Genomic DNA, 16,791 nt, shown 5'->3' with positions numbered 1-16,791 from the left:
TATTCCTACATGGAATCCAATCGAAAAACTGCTTCCTTTAGGTGTCTTACAAACTCCTCCCTGTCTACATCCATTAATACAGTTGTATTGGGCTTTGGCATATCATACCAGATACGCTTATCTGTTACACTCATACCTTTGGTTAAAGTACCCTCCAGTTCAATATCCACATACAGTTCCTTTGCAGTAAATATCTCCGGGTACATTAAATACATAACAGGACATGCATCAAAAACAGGACTTCTATCCTGGTTCAGTCCTTTGGAAAATTTGGAGTAGAACCCCAGAAGATCATATACAAAGCTGCTGACTTTTCCTTTGTTTTTAAATTCTTCTATTTCGCTGTGAAGTATACTTGCAGCAGCACTTACTTCCGTACCTGCCTGTATAATGGGCAGACCGGAATGAAATACCATATATGCCGCATGAGGATCAATATAAAAATTAAATTCTGCGCTTGCTGTTGCATTGCCGGAAGAATAGCTTCCCCCCATTAGGGCAATGGCTTCTATTTTTTCTTTTACCTCAGGATAAGTTTTTAACAGCAGGGCAATATTTGTCAAAGGTCCAAGGGCTGCTATGGTGACCTTTTCCTGAGATTCCATAAGTTTATCTCTTAAGAATTCAATTCCGTTCTGATTTTCATATCCAATAGTAATTTCTTCTACAATTGGACCGTCCATTCCGCTGTCGCCATGGGCTTCGGGAGCCACTCTTAAAGGCTCTATTAAAGGTTCACTTGCACCTTTGGCTACAGGAATTTTTTTATTTATTACCGTTAATATTTTAAGGGCATTTTCACTTACTTTATCTAAGGTTTGGTTTCCTCCCACAGTAGTAATGCCTAAACAATTAAAAAATTCAGGATTAGCTAAAGCAAACATAATAGCCATAGCATCATCATGCCCGGGATCACAATCAATAATTATATGTTTCATCTATTTATCCTCTTTCGTTTTACGAATGGAATACACTATAATACCAATAAATACTGCTACATAAGGAAGTGTAGTAACTAACTCAGAAGGAATGTTCTGAAGCTGCAATACATTTCCTATGGCACTGAAAATACCGAATAAAAAGGAAGTAATGGTAGTAGGAATTACCATGGAACGCCCCATAGCTCCTGCTGCAATGGCAATCCATCCCCTGCCTGCTATCATATCTCTTGTAAACATGGAAAGGTACCCCATGGACATATAAGCTCCGCCAAAACCGGCAAGCAATCCGCTAAGACAAAGGGATAAAAATCTTACACGTTTTACGTTAATACCCACAGAAGCTGCTGCATGAGGGCTTTCTCCCACAGCTTTTATATGAGTTCCTAATTTAGTTTTATTTAACATAATATAAATCACTATAATGGAAAGAAGGGCCACATAGACCAAAATATTATGTCCAGAAATAATTTCTCCTAAAACGGGAATATTTTTTATTACAGGTATGTCCACAGAAGGAATCTGTTTACTTGCTAAAGAAGCAGAGTTCCCCTTTTGTCCTGTAAGCATATAAAGGATATATACTGTAAACTTACTGGCAAATAAATTCAGCGCAATACCTGCCATAATTACATTAGTTCCAAGATACAGATTCAAATATGCCATAAAAGCACTAAATAGTATTCCCACTACTAAAGCAGCTAAAAGCCCTATAAATGCACTGCCTGTATAGGCAGATGCCAAAACTCCTACTAAAGAAGAGGTAAGCATGGTTCCTTCCATAGCTATATTACTTACTCCTGCCTTACTGGATATTACATTTCCCAGAGCTGCATAAAGGATTGGAGTGGTTACACGAAGCACTGCATAGCCAAATGCAGGGGTTAATAAAAGTGCTAAAATATTATTCATTTACAATCCCTCCTGCCATTGCCTTTTTGCGCTTTAAGTAATTAATTATGAAATCCGCTGTAATTAACAGAACCAGTATCATCTCCACAATTGCAACCATTTCCACCGGTATATCGGTGCTTCTTGCCATAATATTGGATCCGGTTCTAAGGTAGCTTAAGCCGAAGGCCGCTACAATAGCCCCAAGGGGACGGTTTTTCCCAAGCATGGCTACCAAACAGCCGTCAAATCCGTATCCGGGCAAAGAAGACCATGTAAACCGGTCATACATACTGAGCAAATGAATGGAAGATCCCATTCCCGCAATAAATCCAGACATAAAATGAACTATGATGGTTAATGCAAAAAAGCTCATACCGGAATATTTAGCAAAATCTTTATTAATACCTGTAATTTTAATGGTATAGCCCAGCTTGGTTTTATTGGAGATAAACCATATAATTGCAGTTACTATAATAAGTATAATAAATCCTGTTGTTACTCCTGTTTTCGGTATAATCTGAGTCAGCTTTGCAGTATCTAAAAATTCTTTGGAAGCTACACCTGTAACCGCCATATCCTTAAGCCTTGTCTTTAGAATGTAAAAACCGATACCAAAAAGAATGGTATTTAACATTAAGGAGGTTACCAGTTCACTGGCATTATATTTGGCTTTAAAAAAGCCAGAAATACAGGCAATGCATCCTCCTACCACGGAAGCTGCGAGAATAACTATGGCAGAATGAACAATACTTCCGCCCATTGGCCTTGTAGCCAAAACCGTAGCTACAATACCGGACATATAAAAGATACCTTCTCCACCCATATTAAACAATCCGCTTCTAAATAACAGGGAAGCAGATAGTCCTGCAAAGGCAAGAGGTACCATAAGTTCAAGTACATTGCCGAAATATCTTAATTTTGTCATAGGAGCTGTAATTAATCTTGTAAATGCATACAGGGGTTCTTCACTGGTTGCAAATAGAACAAGCAAAGTGACAAGTAAGGCAATAACAACAGCAGACAATATTTGTATGACTTCATTTTTGGTTTGGCTAGTTAATCTTTTCATCCATTAACCTCCTGATTTCTTCTGGAGACTGTCGTTTTACTCCAAGCATATAAAAACCTAATTCTTTTTCTGTCAGATCGGCTAGATTATCAAAGTAAGCCACAATTTCACCGGAATACATAACAATAATCTTATCGCTGACTGCTAAGGCTTCACCTAAATCCGCACTGAATAAAAGAATTGATTTATTTTTATTTCTAAGCTCAATTAATTTTTCATGAATAAATCTTGCAGAACCGATATCCACGCCTCTGGTTGGCTGCTCTGCAATTAGAAATTCAGGATTGGCATTATATTCCCTTGCTACCACTACCTTTTGAATATTTCCTCCTGATAAGGACTGAATTTCCGTATCGGAAGACTGGCAAAGCACATTAAAGTCTTTCACCAATTGATCACTTACTTTAGTAATGGCTTTATGATTCATCATAAATTTATGGTTTAATTCTTCCCTGTCATAATAGCTGGCAATTATATTTTCCTTAATACTTGCACTGGCTGCAATTCCCTGCCTCATACGGTCTTCCGGTATGTAGGCAACCTTTGCCCGTTCCCGTATTTCTTTAATTCTAAAATTACTGATTTCCATATCCTGAATCAGAATTCTTCCTTTTTCAGCCCTTTTATAACCAAACAAAACATCCACAAGCTCTGACTGTCCGTTTCCCTCAACTCCTACCACACCAAGTATTTCGCCGGTTTTGGTTTTTAGGGATAAATCTTTTAACAAAGGGATTCCGTTTTGAGTATAGGTTATATTATCTATGGTTAAAGCTACTTTCTTGCTTTTAATTTCCTGTTTTATACCGCTGTATTCATACTCCACTTTTCTGCCGATCATAAGCTCAGATATGGTTTCTGTATCCACATCCCTGGTATTATGAGTTGAAATTAATTCACCCTTTCGGATTACAGATATTCTATCACTGATTTGCTTTACTTCCCCAAGCTTATGGGATATAAAAATTATAGTATGTCCGTTTTCTTTAAATTTTTTAAGCTCAACAAACAGCTGCTCTGTTTCCTGTGGAGTAAGAACCGCCGTCGGTTCATCTAAAATTAATACCTTTGCACCTTTATACAGTAATTTTAAGATTTCCACTTTCTGTTTCATTCCAACACTTAAATCACTTACTTTTTCATCCATAGAAAGCTGAAAATTATACTGCTTTGCCAGCTCTTCTGCTTTTTTCTTACTGGCTTTTGAATTAATAAAACTAAATTTTGTGGGCTCATCTCCTAAAACAATATTTTGTAATACGGTAAAAGAGGGAACCAGCATAAAATGCTGATGTACCATACCGATCCCAACAGCAATAGAATCTAAGGGAGAGGTAAAATTCATTTCTTTTCCCTTATAATAAATAGCTCCCTGTGTGGGTTTTTCCAGTCCGAATATAATCTTCATCAATGTTGATTTACCTGCCCCGTTTTCTCCTACAATGGCATGTATCTCACCTTCACGAAAGCCTATGGAGATTCCTTTATTTGCTACTACTCCGTTATCATATACTTTTTTAATATCTCTAAGTTCTAAAATATAGCTGTTGCTCATTCCATCAACCTCCGACCTAAGATGGTAAATATAAGAGCGGGTTTCCCGTAATAAACCTCGCCTATATCCTATAAAAAGGGTCTGCTAGTAATTTAACAGACCCTATTAGAATTATTTATTTCAACATAAAATAGAATATCTATTTTAGTTTTATGGCTGTACGCTTTCTCTAAAATCACGAACGGCCTTTTCATCCATATCAAATGCAGTAGGAATAGTTACCTTTCCATCTTTTAAAGCTTTTTCCGCATCGTCTACCTTGGCTTTTACATCATCAGTAAGCGCTTTATTATAGAATTCATTTCTGGCAATACCGATACCATTTTCCTTAATACCGTATTGAACATGAGTACCCCATTCCAATTCACCTTTTTGAGCTTTTTCCACAGATGATAAAATAGTTTGATCGATGGTTTTAAAGCCGGAAGTAATGATTTTGGAAGCTTTGGCTTCATCTGTTTTTGCATAAAGCATAGCTTGATCGCTGTCTACACCAATTACATATTTATTTAATTCATTGGCTGCATCAATTACACCGTTACCTGCATTACCTGCACAAGCAAAGATAACATCAATACCGGATTTGTATTGGTTTAAGGCAATTTCTTTCGCTGTTGCCACGTCCTGGAAGCCTCCAACATAGGATACCGCTACCTTAATATCAGGATTTACATATTTTGCACCTTCCACATATCCAACCATGAAGTCATTAATTCCAGGGATATCCATACCGCCGATAAATCCGATGGTTGCGTTTTCATCTGCTAATTCCATAGTGGAAGTAGTGGATGCTGCTGCAACTGCACCGCATAGGAAACCAATTTCATTGGTGGAGTAGAACATAGAATATACATTGTCTAATTCTGAAGCAGTTTCAATATCAAAGTTAATGAATTTTTGTTCCGGATATTCTGCCGCAACCTCATTCATATAAGGAGTTATCTGCCAGTTACAGCTAAGAATTACATCATAACCTTCTTCTGCCGCATCAATAAAGTAAGATTTCCATTTTGATTCGTCAGTACCTATTTCAATAATTTTAGTAGTAACACCTTTTGCATTTTTTTCCACTTGTTTCATACCTTCTACCGCTAAGTCATAAAAGGATTGATCTCCTTGGTATGGTATTAAAAGTGCTGCACTGAATTCTCCAGAACCGGCTTTTTTGCTGCAACCGGCCATTAATCCAATAACCATAGCCATAGTTGCCATTAATACAATGATTTTTTTCATAATATTCCTCCTAGTGTATTTATATCTGGCATTGCGCTGTGCTCCAATGCTCCATTAAAAGCATATCCTGCTCCTGTAGTTTCCACTACTTGAATAGTTTCTGCTTTACAATGTACAAACGGTTCTCCGTTATGAAAATAAGCTAGTCCTTACCTGCACTCATAATTTTGTTTGGGTCAGGAGCAAAACATCCTTGTCAGGTTTCTCATATACCCTTGCAGTTCATTTTCATTTGGAGTTAAATAAGTACTTTCTTTATAGCTTTATTCTTTTTTATTATCATGAAACCCTTTTGTTGTTTCTCTGATTACCAGTGTATTCTCCAATATAATTTCAAAAGGCGGACTAATCTTTTGTTCTATTAATCCTATCATACATCGAAAGGCTTCTTCCCCAAGCCTTCTCACAGGCTGGCTTACAGTTGTTAGTTTAGGGTGTACCCATTCCGACATTTTTATATTATCAAATCCTAAGATCTGAATTTCTTCCGGAACTTTCTTGTTTTTTTTATAAAGATAGTTTAAAAGTTCAATTGCCGTAATGTCGTTCCAAGCAAATACACCATCAAAACCCTTATTTAGCAACCCTTCTTTTTCATCCTCTGTTATAATGTCCCATTCCTTTACTTCATAGACAATGCCGTATTCCTTCATAACTTCTTCAAAAGCTGCCTGCCTTTCTTTAGATGGGATGTTATCACCTCCTGATAGATACAAAATTTTATTGCAGCCGCAGTCAATAAGATGCTTGCTGCCAATAACCGCTCCCTGCCTGTGATCGCTGATTATGGTTATATTAGAATTAGGCTTTGAGCTTTTTCTGTCCAGTGTTAAAGTGGGAATATTGGATTCCAGATCTTCAAATTTGGAAGAGCCGGTAATAAAAATAATTCCGTCAAAACAACTGGATATTGCCATTTTTAAATAGTTCTTTTCCAGCTCAATATTACCGTTGGTATTGCATAGAACGGTTTTGTAACCTGCTTTCATAAAATTTTGTTCTATTGTTTCTACTAATTCTGTAAAAAACGGATTGGTGATGGTAGGTATCATAAGTCCGATAGTATAGCTTTTATTTGATTTCATTGCCCTTGCAATTGCATTGGGAAAGTAGTTAAGCTCCTCACATGCCTTTTTAATCTTTTCTTTTGCTTCTTCGCTGATATAGCTACCTTCTTTAAAATACCTTGTTACAGTAGACGTTCCAACCCCTGCCAGCTTTGCTACTTCTTTAATCGTTGCCATATTATTTTCCCCTATGTGGTATCGTTAACACATCTTAATCATATTGCTATTTTTGTAATTTGTCAATAAAAAAATTGTCGAAAAAGCATATTTTTTGTTACAATTACTTTTTATTACAGTAAAAATCAGTCCCTTTCTTCTCACACCATGGATTTAAAGTACAGGAACCGCAATTAGATTTCCTTGCAGTACAAATACTTCTTCCATGATAAATCAATTGAAAATTAATACGGTTCCAATATTCTTTCGGAAGCAGTTCCATTAATTCCTTTTCTATTTGTACCGGATTTTTTCCCTGTACCCAGCCGAGGCGCTGTGTAATACGCATCACGTGGGTATCCACCGTCACCCCTGGTATCCCGTAGGCATCCGCTAAAAATAAGGTAGCTGTTTTTCTTCCCACACCGGACAAATTCACCAGCTCATCTATATTGACTGGCACTTTGCCGCCATGTTCTGCAAGGATTTGATTACAGCAATTTTTCATATTCTTTGCTTTGTTTTTATACAAACCGACGGATTTAATATGTTCCTCAATGTCTTCTAAAGGTGCATCTGCTATGGATTCAATGGTGGGAAATCTCTCCCACAATTTTGGCAGTATTTCTTCTACCTGCTTGTCCGTACTTTGTGCACTAAGCATAATGGCAAGCAATAGCTGCCAATCCTTAGAATGAAGAAAGCCCTCTTTAGTAGTTCCGTACTCTTTGTCCAAGGTTTCCAATATATGCTTTACTGATTCTTTTGTCATTTTCTATCACTCCATTATTAAAATTTTATTTTTGTATTTGCCATTATATCATAAATATGAAAGGTATTCCTATTCTAATTCAAATGAGGATTATAAGATTATAACAGAACAAGCAGAAGCATTAAAAAATAACTGAGTTAATTAATGAAATTAATAAAGCCATCAAAACCATAGTAAGATATCTAACTATAACTATCTATGGTATTTGATGGCTTTTATTGTATTTATTATCTAAGATGCCTTAAAGAAATGTGTAAAAAATCAAATAAAACATGTTTATACTCTTTAATTTATACGGTTTTGCATAGGTTTTATCTATTTCTAACGAAGATTAATGCTAACCGTTCCGTTCTATAAATATTAACTTCTTCGTATAAACTCCGCATGACATTTTGGACATGTAATACAGATTTTACCCTTTCCTTTTGGAATACGTATTTTCTGGGAACAAGTTGGACATTTATAAATATGATATTTTCTTCTTTGCTCCGAATTATACTTTAGTTTTTTAAAGATACTTAAAAAGCGGTTCTTATAATCTAAATATATATTATTTTCCTTATATCGTTTGGCATGATTTCTGGAAAACATTCGAAAATAACATATAATTATTAAGATAAGGGCCAAGTTATAAGTAATAATATTAGGAAAGAACATAGAGATAATCATTATGATTAAGCCAAGACCAAGTAAAAATTTATTAAGTTGATCCACTCCGTATCTTCCCATCATAAAATTACGAAATCTATTATTAAAATTCATATTCCTTAAGTCCTTTCATGTTTACTCTATTCATAGTAATTAACATTTATTTTACTAAGAATTATAAGATTAAACAATGGTTTTACTATTAAGTATTTATAATATTTTTCTAAAATGGAATAATTCTAAAATCAGCTCATTACCTATACGAATCCGTTATAGACCTCAAAAACGAAACAGCAAAGCAGGATTGGTATTATCTTATGATATTTTAAATCCGGCATTTTGGAACTTTCTTGGAACATTGGGTTGGTCACCTATTCTTCCATATACATTTAAGGATGCAATTGCTTTCATATCTTCCTCAGAGATTTCAAAATCAAATACATCTCCATTGTTTATAATTCTGTCCGGATTTGCTGATTTTGGAATGGGAATCGCACCAAGTTGGAATACAAAACGTACACAAATCTGGGCAATGGTTTTATTATACTTTCTGGCCATATCCTGTAATATTTCTCTTTCAAACGCCTTTCCTTGAATTAACGGGCTCCAGCCTTCCACACAAATATTATTTTCCCTGCAATACGCAAGTAGTTTGTCTTCCGTACATTGTGGATTTAACTGAATTTGATTAACCATTGGTTTTATCTTGGAATTCTTTATCAATATTTCCAAATGTTCAATCATAAAATTACTTACACCAATGGCTCTTATTTTTCCCTCTTCATATAATTTTTCAAAAGCCTGCCAGGTCTCAATAATATCTTCTTCATAACAATCTTTATGTTCTTCAACTACCGGCCAGTGAATCAAATATAAATCAAGATAGTCCAAATCCAAACGTTTTAATGACTCATGAAATGAAGCCAAGGTATTTTCATAACCATGGTGTGCATTGGGAAGCTTACTGGTTACAAAAAGTTCTTCTCTTCTGATACCAGATTTTTTGATACCTTTACCAACTCCAGCCTCATTAAAATAAGCTGCAGCAGTATCAATATGTCGATAACCGCAAGTAATGGCATTACTTACCGCATCCTCCACTACCTCGTCAGGCATTTTCCATGTTCCGAATCCAATGCATGGGATTTTAACTCCATTTGACAAATCTAATGTTGAAGATAAATTAGTACAAGTATTATTCATATTAATTTCCTTTCAGTTTATTCTGTATTCTTCTAATGCGTCCAGTACAATATCTGCAAAATCTTCCGCTGCTCCCCAGTCGAATCGAAATAATCCTTCTCCCCCGCCGCCGCTTGAATAATGTACTCTTGTATTACCCTCTAAATTATCTAGGACAACCGTTAATGTTAAACGGTTTCCGGCACGGTAGTAATGTTTTTCAAACACCTGAACCATACACTTTAAAGTCCTTCCATCCTCAATCTCATATTTATCAATTAATTCTCCGGTAATACTGCCGCCCACAACCTCATCATAGATAATTTCTGCTGCCTCCTGAATGGATATTGATACCATAAATGTTTGTCCCATCTTAACCTCAATTCCAGCATTTCGTGCTTTTTAATAAGGGCAGTAAATATGTGCTCCGTGCACATAGCAGCGGTTGTAAGAACTAGTTTTTACAATCTCTCCACATTAATCAGCCCTTCATTGCTTCATGTTCTTCCTTTAATTCTTTATATAACTCCAGTGAATTCCACTGTATATTATGTTCCGTTAGAATTGCTTTTAAAGGTATTTTTTCAATATTATTATTTCTAAATAATCTCAATAATTCATCAATACGTTTGCTGGTAAAACCTCTCATCACCAGCATTTCATCAGTAAAGCCTTCTCCTGTATAATCTTCCTGATTCTTTTCAAAGCCTTTTATTCCGGCAAGAGAACCGATTGTTTGTAAATACATATCTTTTGTAATTATTTTATTTCTGACTCCCATCCGAACCAGAACAAATCTTATTTTATTCAGTTTCTCAGGGTTAATATTATATAACAATACTACTTCATTTGTTGTTTTCATAAACGCTCCTGTCTAAATACTTATTTGGTAACATATAAAATACCTAATGTTTTAGGTCCGCAATGACTTGTAATTACGCCTCCGGCACGGGTTACTGTAATTTCTTTAAATACGTTCAGACCTTTTAAAAAATCGTATAGTTCTTCAACAACTTCATCCTCACATCCGGAGTGCGTTATAAACACTCTATCAGTATCTGCACTTAATAAATTTTCTTTCAAATCTTTGGCATATTTTAAAAGTACGGCTTTATGACTGCCTCTATATTTTTTCCCTACAGACATCTTTCCTTCGGATACTACAATCATAGGTTTTAACTTTAATGTATTACCAATCAATGCTGTTACAGTTGAACATCTGCCTCCACGGGCCAGATATATTAAAGTATCCACTATAAAGCTTGCTTTCACTTTATCTCTCATAACATCTGAAATATAGTGAACAATTTCTTCAGCAGAATAACCTTCCTCAGCCATAGTTGCAGCTTTTAATACCTGGAATCCGATTCCAGTTGATAAGCTTTTGGAATTAATACTATATATTTTATGATGATAGTTATAGAACTCTCCTGCTAATCGCATTACATTGCAGGTGGATGACATATCCTCTGAAATACCTATGAATATAATGTCTTTATTTGCTTCAACATATGGCTTTATAAATTCGATGGCATCATTTAAAACCGGAGCTGCTGTTTTAGGGGTGTTGCCGGTCTTATCTGACCACGCAAATATATCTTCCGGTGCAATGTCAATTCCATCTTTATAACTTCTATCGTCCATATTAATACACAAGGGTATTATACTAATATCGTACCGTTCCAATAAGTCCTTAGATAAATCACAGGTACTGTCTGCTATAACTTTAATATTATTCATATATCCTCTCTCCTCTTAAACATTCAAAAAAACTATTAAATCTATTATATACTATGGGCTAAATTAATCAATCCTTTTTAAAAAGTGAAATCAGAGCACTATACAGCCACAGGATCTGCATAATTATGAAAAAATAATGCCACTCTAAAGTAAATTTGAAAAAGCTTTATTAACCGGAAGAATCCTAATCTATCATACTTCTTCAACGATTATGCTTTATATAAATTTACTTTAGAATGACATGTACTATTGTCTTGATAGTTTAGTTTTGAATTCCCATCCCTTTTTCTATTTTTTCCACTCTCTGCAGTTCGTGACTGGCTACTAGATTACTTCGATAAATATTTCCTTTTTTCCAGTGCCTGGTTTTTCAGACTTTCATAGCATTTTTTACACAATGCTTTGTACCTCTCATTGCCACCGATAACTATTTGCTCACCGGAAGTGATCAGGTTTCCTTCACTATCGAATCTGCCATTGTAATTGGCTCTTGCTCCACACTGACATACGGTTTTTATTTCATGAATACTCTCTGATAGCTCAATCAGTCGCTTGCTCCCTTCAAATAAATGCTGTGAATAATCTATTAACAATCCAAAACATATTACCGGAATATCAAATGATATTTTATAAAGCTCATCTACTTGTTTTTCCGTTAAGAATTGAGCTTCATCAATCATTAATACATCCGTTGCATTTGCATCATAATAATTATTTATAGAGCTTCCAGGACTAACCAAACCACACTTTGCTTCTAACCCAATGCGTGATTTAATAACTGCTTTTCCTTCTCTGTCATCCAGAGAGGGTTTTAATAATGCTACTCTAAATCCCTGTTCTTCATAATTGTGCTTAATCATTAGTAAATTTGCTGATTTACTGCTATTCATACAACCGTACTTAAAATATAGTTTTGCCATGGTGATTCCTTCCTTACGCTCAATAACTGCTGCCTATAAAATATACTTTTAAAACATACTATAAAATTTAACGTTCCATTAAGCCCCTGCTACACTTACATTCTCTAAACGTATGGCATATGGCCCTTCAAAGTTAATTTCTTTTTGCATCTCCTTTGAAAAGGTTAAATTCTTCTGTGCCTCCAATAAATTTCCGTTAATGGAACCTCCTGTAACAGGAGTTATAGTTTCTCCATCACACAAAAGGGCAAGACGGATTTCCCCAGCAAAATGTCCGGATAGGTCATCCATTTGGAAATCAGAGAAGTTCAATACATAAAGATACTTACCTGACTTCATCTCTTCAAAAGTTTTAGTGCCGGAAGGAAGGGCAATACTATGGTAATCACCTGTTGGTTCAATACCTAAATAATAAGCAAAACGGCTGCTGCCATGAATGGTCTGCAATACACCATCCGTAATAAGAGGCCGGTCAATCATAGGAATACCCTCATTACTATAAGGTGCTTTGGCTTTTAAAGTAATATTTAATAATTCGCCATTCACATCCTGACCTTGAATATTGTTACCTATTGCGTAGTTTGAATATTTAGGATAGATCATGCTTGCGTTAGCACGATTTAAATAATAACTGCATATTATACCTACATGCTTTCCAGAAAGAATAACATTATACTCTCCTGCCCCAGGTGCTGTAGCTGCCTGTGCTCTTGCTTTTGTTATTTCCAGTGTTTGTTTTACCTTGTCTTTAAGTGCCTGTGCATCCAGATTTTCATAAGCAAAATCCTGATAAGTTTCTACATCTTGAGGTGTAACACACTGTACAACATATTCACCTTTTGCCATATATTTTTCGAAACTGACATTAACACCATTGGAATTAATAATACGATTTATAATCTTTTCCACAAATAATTCCGCAGAATTAATAAAAGTATCCTGTAAAGTATCCTCTGAAAATAAAGCTTCTGCCATCTTTCCAGCTGCATCTGCCAAAGATCCTGAAGCTAAAGAACTTTCCAATCTAACACACTCTTCCTTCTCACCGGATGGCAATTCATAATATGGATTATTAACAAAAGAAGCTGCAAAATAAGCATCCTTTACCTTTGTAGCAATCTCTTCGTCCGTCATGCCTGCATATATTCCTACCGTAGAGGAACCACGCATTTTAGTTCCTTCTATTTCAAAATCTTTGTATACCGTTAAGGTATAATGATGTACTTCCTTTTGTCTTCTCATATCTAAATTCTTTTTTATAAAGAATAGTTCCACGGTTTCCTGTATGTCTTCATGAATCAGGTAGGTGGATATATTATTTTGATTTAATGCTGATAATATTCTATTGATCAAGGTTTTCACCAGTCCTTTTCTTAATTTTATTTTCTTTTTATCTATTAAGTCAGTCAATTAATTGAGCCAAATTCTTTCATGATCAATTAAGATAAAATAGTAATATACTTTCATGTGTAAATCTCTTTCAAAGTTATATATATTTATTATATATTTACCCCTATATTTGACTTGATATCTAACCGAGAACTATAATTTTAGCCGAGACGAATCCTTGCTTTTATGTATGGGCCTCCATCGGATACTTTCACCCATTCTTTATAGCCTTTTCCACAGAAACCACCGCCTGAAAGTTCCATGGTATCGGATATCATGGAGATTGACTTTAATAAATCAGGAACATATCCTGTCATAACAATAGGTGAATAAATCTTGCCGGTTAATTTACCCTCTTTTATTTCTCTTGCTATATTAACCATACACTGAATGCCCCAGTTTTTTGGATCCTCCATGCCGCTGCTGGCATTTTCTAATAAGAAACCGTACTGAATGGAAGCAATCATATCTTCTAATTTATCCTTGCCGGCTTCAAAATAAGTATTGGTCATTCGGGTATAGGCTTTTCTTTCATAACTTTCCCTTCTGCCGTTACCAGTTGGCTTAGTATTTAGATACATTGCAGATTGACTGTCACTGATACCCCGTTTTAAAATTCCTTTTTCGATAATAACTGTATCCTGCGCCGGTACACCCTCATCATCAAAGAAATAGGTAGCTGCTTCTCTTACTGCAGCACCATCATGCATGGTAATTAAGGTCGAAGCCACATATTCTCCAATGTATTTTTCAGCTAACGCACGTTTCTTTACGAACATGTCCATTTCCACACCATGTCCGAAGGCTTCATGTACAATCATACCGGTAACCTCAGGTGTACAGATACAATCGTATTCACCGGGCTTAATGGGCTCACTTTCTAAAAGTTCAAGTGTATTCTGTGCAACGGATTGGATATCATCTTTCATTTCTTCCAATAATTCTGTTCCGCCAAGATTGGAATAGCCCTTAAAATAATGTTTTATTTCTTCTCCCCGGGAAGCCATAACAATGATACTGCCGGTTGTCCATAGAACATTTTGTTCCATATCTTTATTCCTAGATAAGAATAGCTTATGATATTGCTGATAATTACAACGAACAATACAGTCTAAAATCTTATCATCAAATTGTTTCCCTTCTTCACTAAGCTTGGTTATGAAGGTAACAATTTTTTCATCTCCCAGCTCTTCCGGATTCTGTATGTATTCTGTACTCTCTTTGAACACATCTGGTTCGTCAAGAAGCTCTCCATACCCGCTTTCTGTAATACCTTTCGGCAAAGATTCCTTCAAGGGTATTAGGCTGAACTTAATATTATATAAAATATCCTCTATGGATCCTTCTGTAATTTCATTAAACGAATATTCTCCATAACTATTGCCATCATATACCTTGGCAACAAAACCCCGGCCGCTTAATAAGCTGTCCTCCTTAATTACGGTACCGCTTTTGGATACGGCATAATTTTTTCCTTTGGAATCTGTTGCTAAAATAGAAGCATAGGAATACTCCTCCAGCAGACTATTTAACAATTCTTTTAATAGTGGTTTAACTTGATCTAAGTATTGACTTGATTTTACTTTCATAGGTTTTTACACTTATTCCTTTCTTAATTTAGTTACCAGCTTGTATAAATTAATTCTATAATAGTATGTTACATCCTAATTATTAATTTTATTTAAATTCATTTTTACTATTTATTGATTAATACTATTTTCTTTTCTGAATTCTAAATACGTTTGCAAAATTGAAAAAGCGAGAGCCAGTCCCAAACGATCCATGTAATGATAATACCCTGGTTAAACTCTGTAGCGTACAAGACATCTATACCATTCTTATATTTCATGTAACATTATCCATTTTCAACCGTTTTTATTAATTACTTCTACTTGCTTATATGGTATCTCAATATTATTTTCCTTAAACTTCTCTAATATACTCTTTCTTAAATCACTGCAAGTCCTGAAATTCTCTCCTACTTCCTTTGTCCAAACCTGTACTCTTAAAGCCACACCATTGTCTGTCAGATCCCGAATCGTAACTGCAACGGGAGTCTGTTCCGTAATTAATACCAGTTCATGAGAGGAAACCAATTCTTCCAATATACTAATAGCTTTATTCAGATCCGATTCATAACTTATTACTACATCTAAGAAATTACCTGCTCTGCTGTCCTGACTGCTGTTATTTTCTATCATCTGTTTATTCATAACACTGTTTGGAATTACAATTTTGGAATTATTAAAAGTTCTGATAATAGTATGCCGAACAGTAATATCCTCTACAATACCTGTAATCTTTAATCCCAGAATCTGTACACGTTCTCCCACCTCAAAAGGCCGGCTCCAGGAAAGCATTATTCCACTTAGAATATCATTTAGACTTTCTTGTGCCGCAAATATTGCTACAGCAACAATTATACCGGAACTGGTAATAAATGTATTCATAAAGTTTGATTCGGGGAAAAACTCTCTATAGATTGCTAGTATACCTGCAATATAAATTAATACTGTAATAACAGAACGAGTAAATTTTAGATGTATTTTATTATGTCTTTTTAAAATACTTCTAAATAAAACTTTATTCAATTTATTCAAAACAAACACTGATACAAGTATAATTATGCTTGTATAAATGGCATCCACATTATCGTTCTGTAAGAATTTCTCAATCATATAGTAACTCCTTTTTTTCCCTTACCTTTATATTCACAAATATATTTTTAACAATTAGCAGAATATGCAATATGGCTATTTCAGAAATAGTCAACGCCGCTATATAAGAGCCTAAATCGAAAACTTTATTAATCGATTCCAAAGATAAATAGAATCCCATTATAAAGATAATTACTTTTGCAAATATTACAAGGCCTGAAAACATATTCAATAAACCATATTTCCTTGTCTTTATAAATATAAACAATAAAAGCATTAAAATTATAAACATAATTAACAATGCCATCATAGTTATTTTAAATACTTCATCATATTTTCCTACAAGCCATTCTACAGAAGATGCTTCATAATGTGGCCTATTAAGTGCAATTTTTAAGGTTGATTTTAACGTGATAATCACCACAAGTCCGGATATCACCACAAGAAAGGATAATATTAAATAACCTGTTCTTAATGTTTTATTTTTCCCAAAACTAAAGGAACAGATAATAATAAAAACAAATAACATACCCCATACATATTCCATTGGTGAAATAGGACCAGTCATATA

17 protein-coding genes are annotated in these 16,791 nt (G+C 34.9%); all 17 read right to left on the bottom strand.

The window, feature by feature from the left end; genetic code table 11:
- Positions 1-5: 5 nt before the first annotated feature.
- Positions 6-938 carry a nucleoside hydrolase gene (locus BM183_RS00445; protein WP_091683493.1) on the bottom strand — a complete coding sequence of 311 codons (933 nt, stop codon included), beginning with the start codon at positions 936-938 and terminating at the stop codon, positions 6-8.
- Complete coding sequence (locus tag BM183_RS00440) at positions 939-1,850, bottom strand: ABC transporter permease (RefSeq protein WP_091683491.1); 912 nt, start codon at positions 1,848-1,850, stop codon at positions 939-941.
- The gene (locus BM183_RS00435; RefSeq protein ID WP_091683489.1) at positions 1,843-2,901 is read right to left on the bottom strand and encodes an ABC transporter permease; all 1,059 of its coding nucleotides are present in this window, start codon (positions 2,899-2,901) and stop codon (positions 1,843-1,845) included. The genes BM183_RS00440 and BM183_RS00435 overlap by 8 nt, the downstream gene beginning before the upstream one ends.
- Complete coding sequence (locus BM183_RS00430) at positions 2,885-4,456, bottom strand: ABC transporter ATP-binding protein (RefSeq protein ID WP_091683487.1); 1,572 nt, start codon at positions 4,454-4,456, stop codon at positions 2,885-2,887. The genes BM183_RS00435 and BM183_RS00430 overlap by 17 nt, the downstream gene beginning before the upstream one ends.
- Before the next feature lie 150 nt (positions 4,457-4,606).
- Positions 4,607-5,689 (bottom strand): BMP family ABC transporter substrate-binding protein, encoded by a 1,083-nt coding sequence (locus BM183_RS00425; protein WP_091683485.1) that lies wholly within the window; start codon positions 5,687-5,689, stop codon positions 4,607-4,609.
- Positions 5,690-5,952: 263 nt separating this feature from the next.
- Positions 5,953-6,933, bottom strand: coding sequence for a LacI family DNA-binding transcriptional regulator (locus BM183_RS00420; RefSeq protein WP_091683483.1), 981 nt, complete (start codon positions 6,931-6,933; stop codon positions 5,953-5,955).
- Positions 6,934-7,036: 103 nt separating this feature from the next.
- Positions 7,037-7,684, bottom strand: a complete 648-nt coding sequence (gene nth / locus BM183_RS00415) for an endonuclease III (RefSeq protein ID WP_091683481.1) — start codon at positions 7,682-7,684, stop codon at positions 7,037-7,039.
- 360 nt (positions 7,685-8,044) lie between these two features.
- A complete protein-coding gene (locus BM183_RS00410) occupies positions 8,045-8,446 on the bottom strand; it encodes a hypothetical protein (RefSeq protein WP_242960772.1) in 402 nt (133 codons plus the stop codon).
- Positions 8,447-8,647: 201 nt separating this feature from the next.
- Positions 8,648-9,535 carry an aldo/keto reductase gene (locus BM183_RS00405; protein WP_091683477.1) on the bottom strand — a complete coding sequence of 296 codons (888 nt, stop codon included), beginning with the start codon at positions 9,533-9,535 and terminating at the stop codon, positions 8,648-8,650.
- A 12-nt stretch (positions 9,536-9,547) separates the two neighbouring features.
- Entirely contained in the window at positions 9,548-9,886 is a 339-nt protein-coding gene (locus BM183_RS00400; RefSeq protein ID WP_091683475.1) for a DUF6054 family protein, read from the bottom strand.
- A 109-nt stretch (positions 9,887-9,995) separates the two neighbouring features.
- Positions 9,996-10,376: a DUF3783 domain-containing protein gene (locus BM183_RS00395; protein WP_091683473.1), complete on the bottom strand. Its 381-nt coding sequence runs from the start codon at positions 10,374-10,376 to the stop codon at positions 9,996-9,998.
- Positions 10,377-10,396: 20 nt separating this feature from the next.
- Positions 10,397-11,254 (bottom strand): DegV family protein, encoded by an 858-nt coding sequence (locus BM183_RS00390; protein WP_091683471.1) that lies wholly within the window; start codon positions 11,252-11,254, stop codon positions 10,397-10,399.
- A 329-nt stretch (positions 11,255-11,583) separates the two neighbouring features.
- Positions 11,584-12,174 (bottom strand): thymidine kinase, encoded by a 591-nt coding sequence (locus BM183_RS00385; protein WP_091683469.1) that lies wholly within the window; start codon positions 12,172-12,174, stop codon positions 11,584-11,586.
- A gap of 78 nt (positions 12,175-12,252) precedes the next feature.
- On the bottom strand, positions 12,253-13,527 hold the full coding sequence (locus BM183_RS00380; RefSeq protein ID WP_139221457.1) for a metallopeptidase TldD-related protein: 1,275 nt from the start codon (positions 13,525-13,527) through the stop codon (positions 12,253-12,255).
- Between the two features lie 197 nt (positions 13,528-13,724).
- Positions 13,725-15,152: a TldD/PmbA family protein gene (locus BM183_RS00375; protein WP_091683465.1), complete on the bottom strand. Its 1,428-nt coding sequence runs from the start codon at positions 15,150-15,152 to the stop codon at positions 13,725-13,727.
- A 276-nt stretch (positions 15,153-15,428) separates the two neighbouring features.
- Positions 15,429-16,241, bottom strand: coding sequence for a mechanosensitive ion channel family protein (locus BM183_RS00370; protein ID WP_091683463.1), 813 nt, complete (start codon positions 16,239-16,241; stop codon positions 15,429-15,431).
- Positions 16,234-16,788, bottom strand: a complete 555-nt coding sequence (locus BM183_RS00365; RefSeq protein WP_091683461.1) for a hypothetical protein — start codon at positions 16,786-16,788, stop codon at positions 16,234-16,236. Before BM183_RS00365 ends, BM183_RS00370 begins: the two co-directional genes overlap by 8 nt.
- Positions 16,789-16,791 lie beyond the last annotated feature (3 nt).

It is taken from the genome of Anaerocolumna aminovalerica (assembly GCF_900115365.1).
Taxonomy (GTDB): Bacteria; Bacillota; Clostridia; order Lachnospirales; family Lachnospiraceae; genus Anaerocolumna; species Anaerocolumna aminovalerica.
Note: the sequence above shows the minus strand (reverse complement) of the source record. Positions and strands in the feature narration are given on the sequence as shown.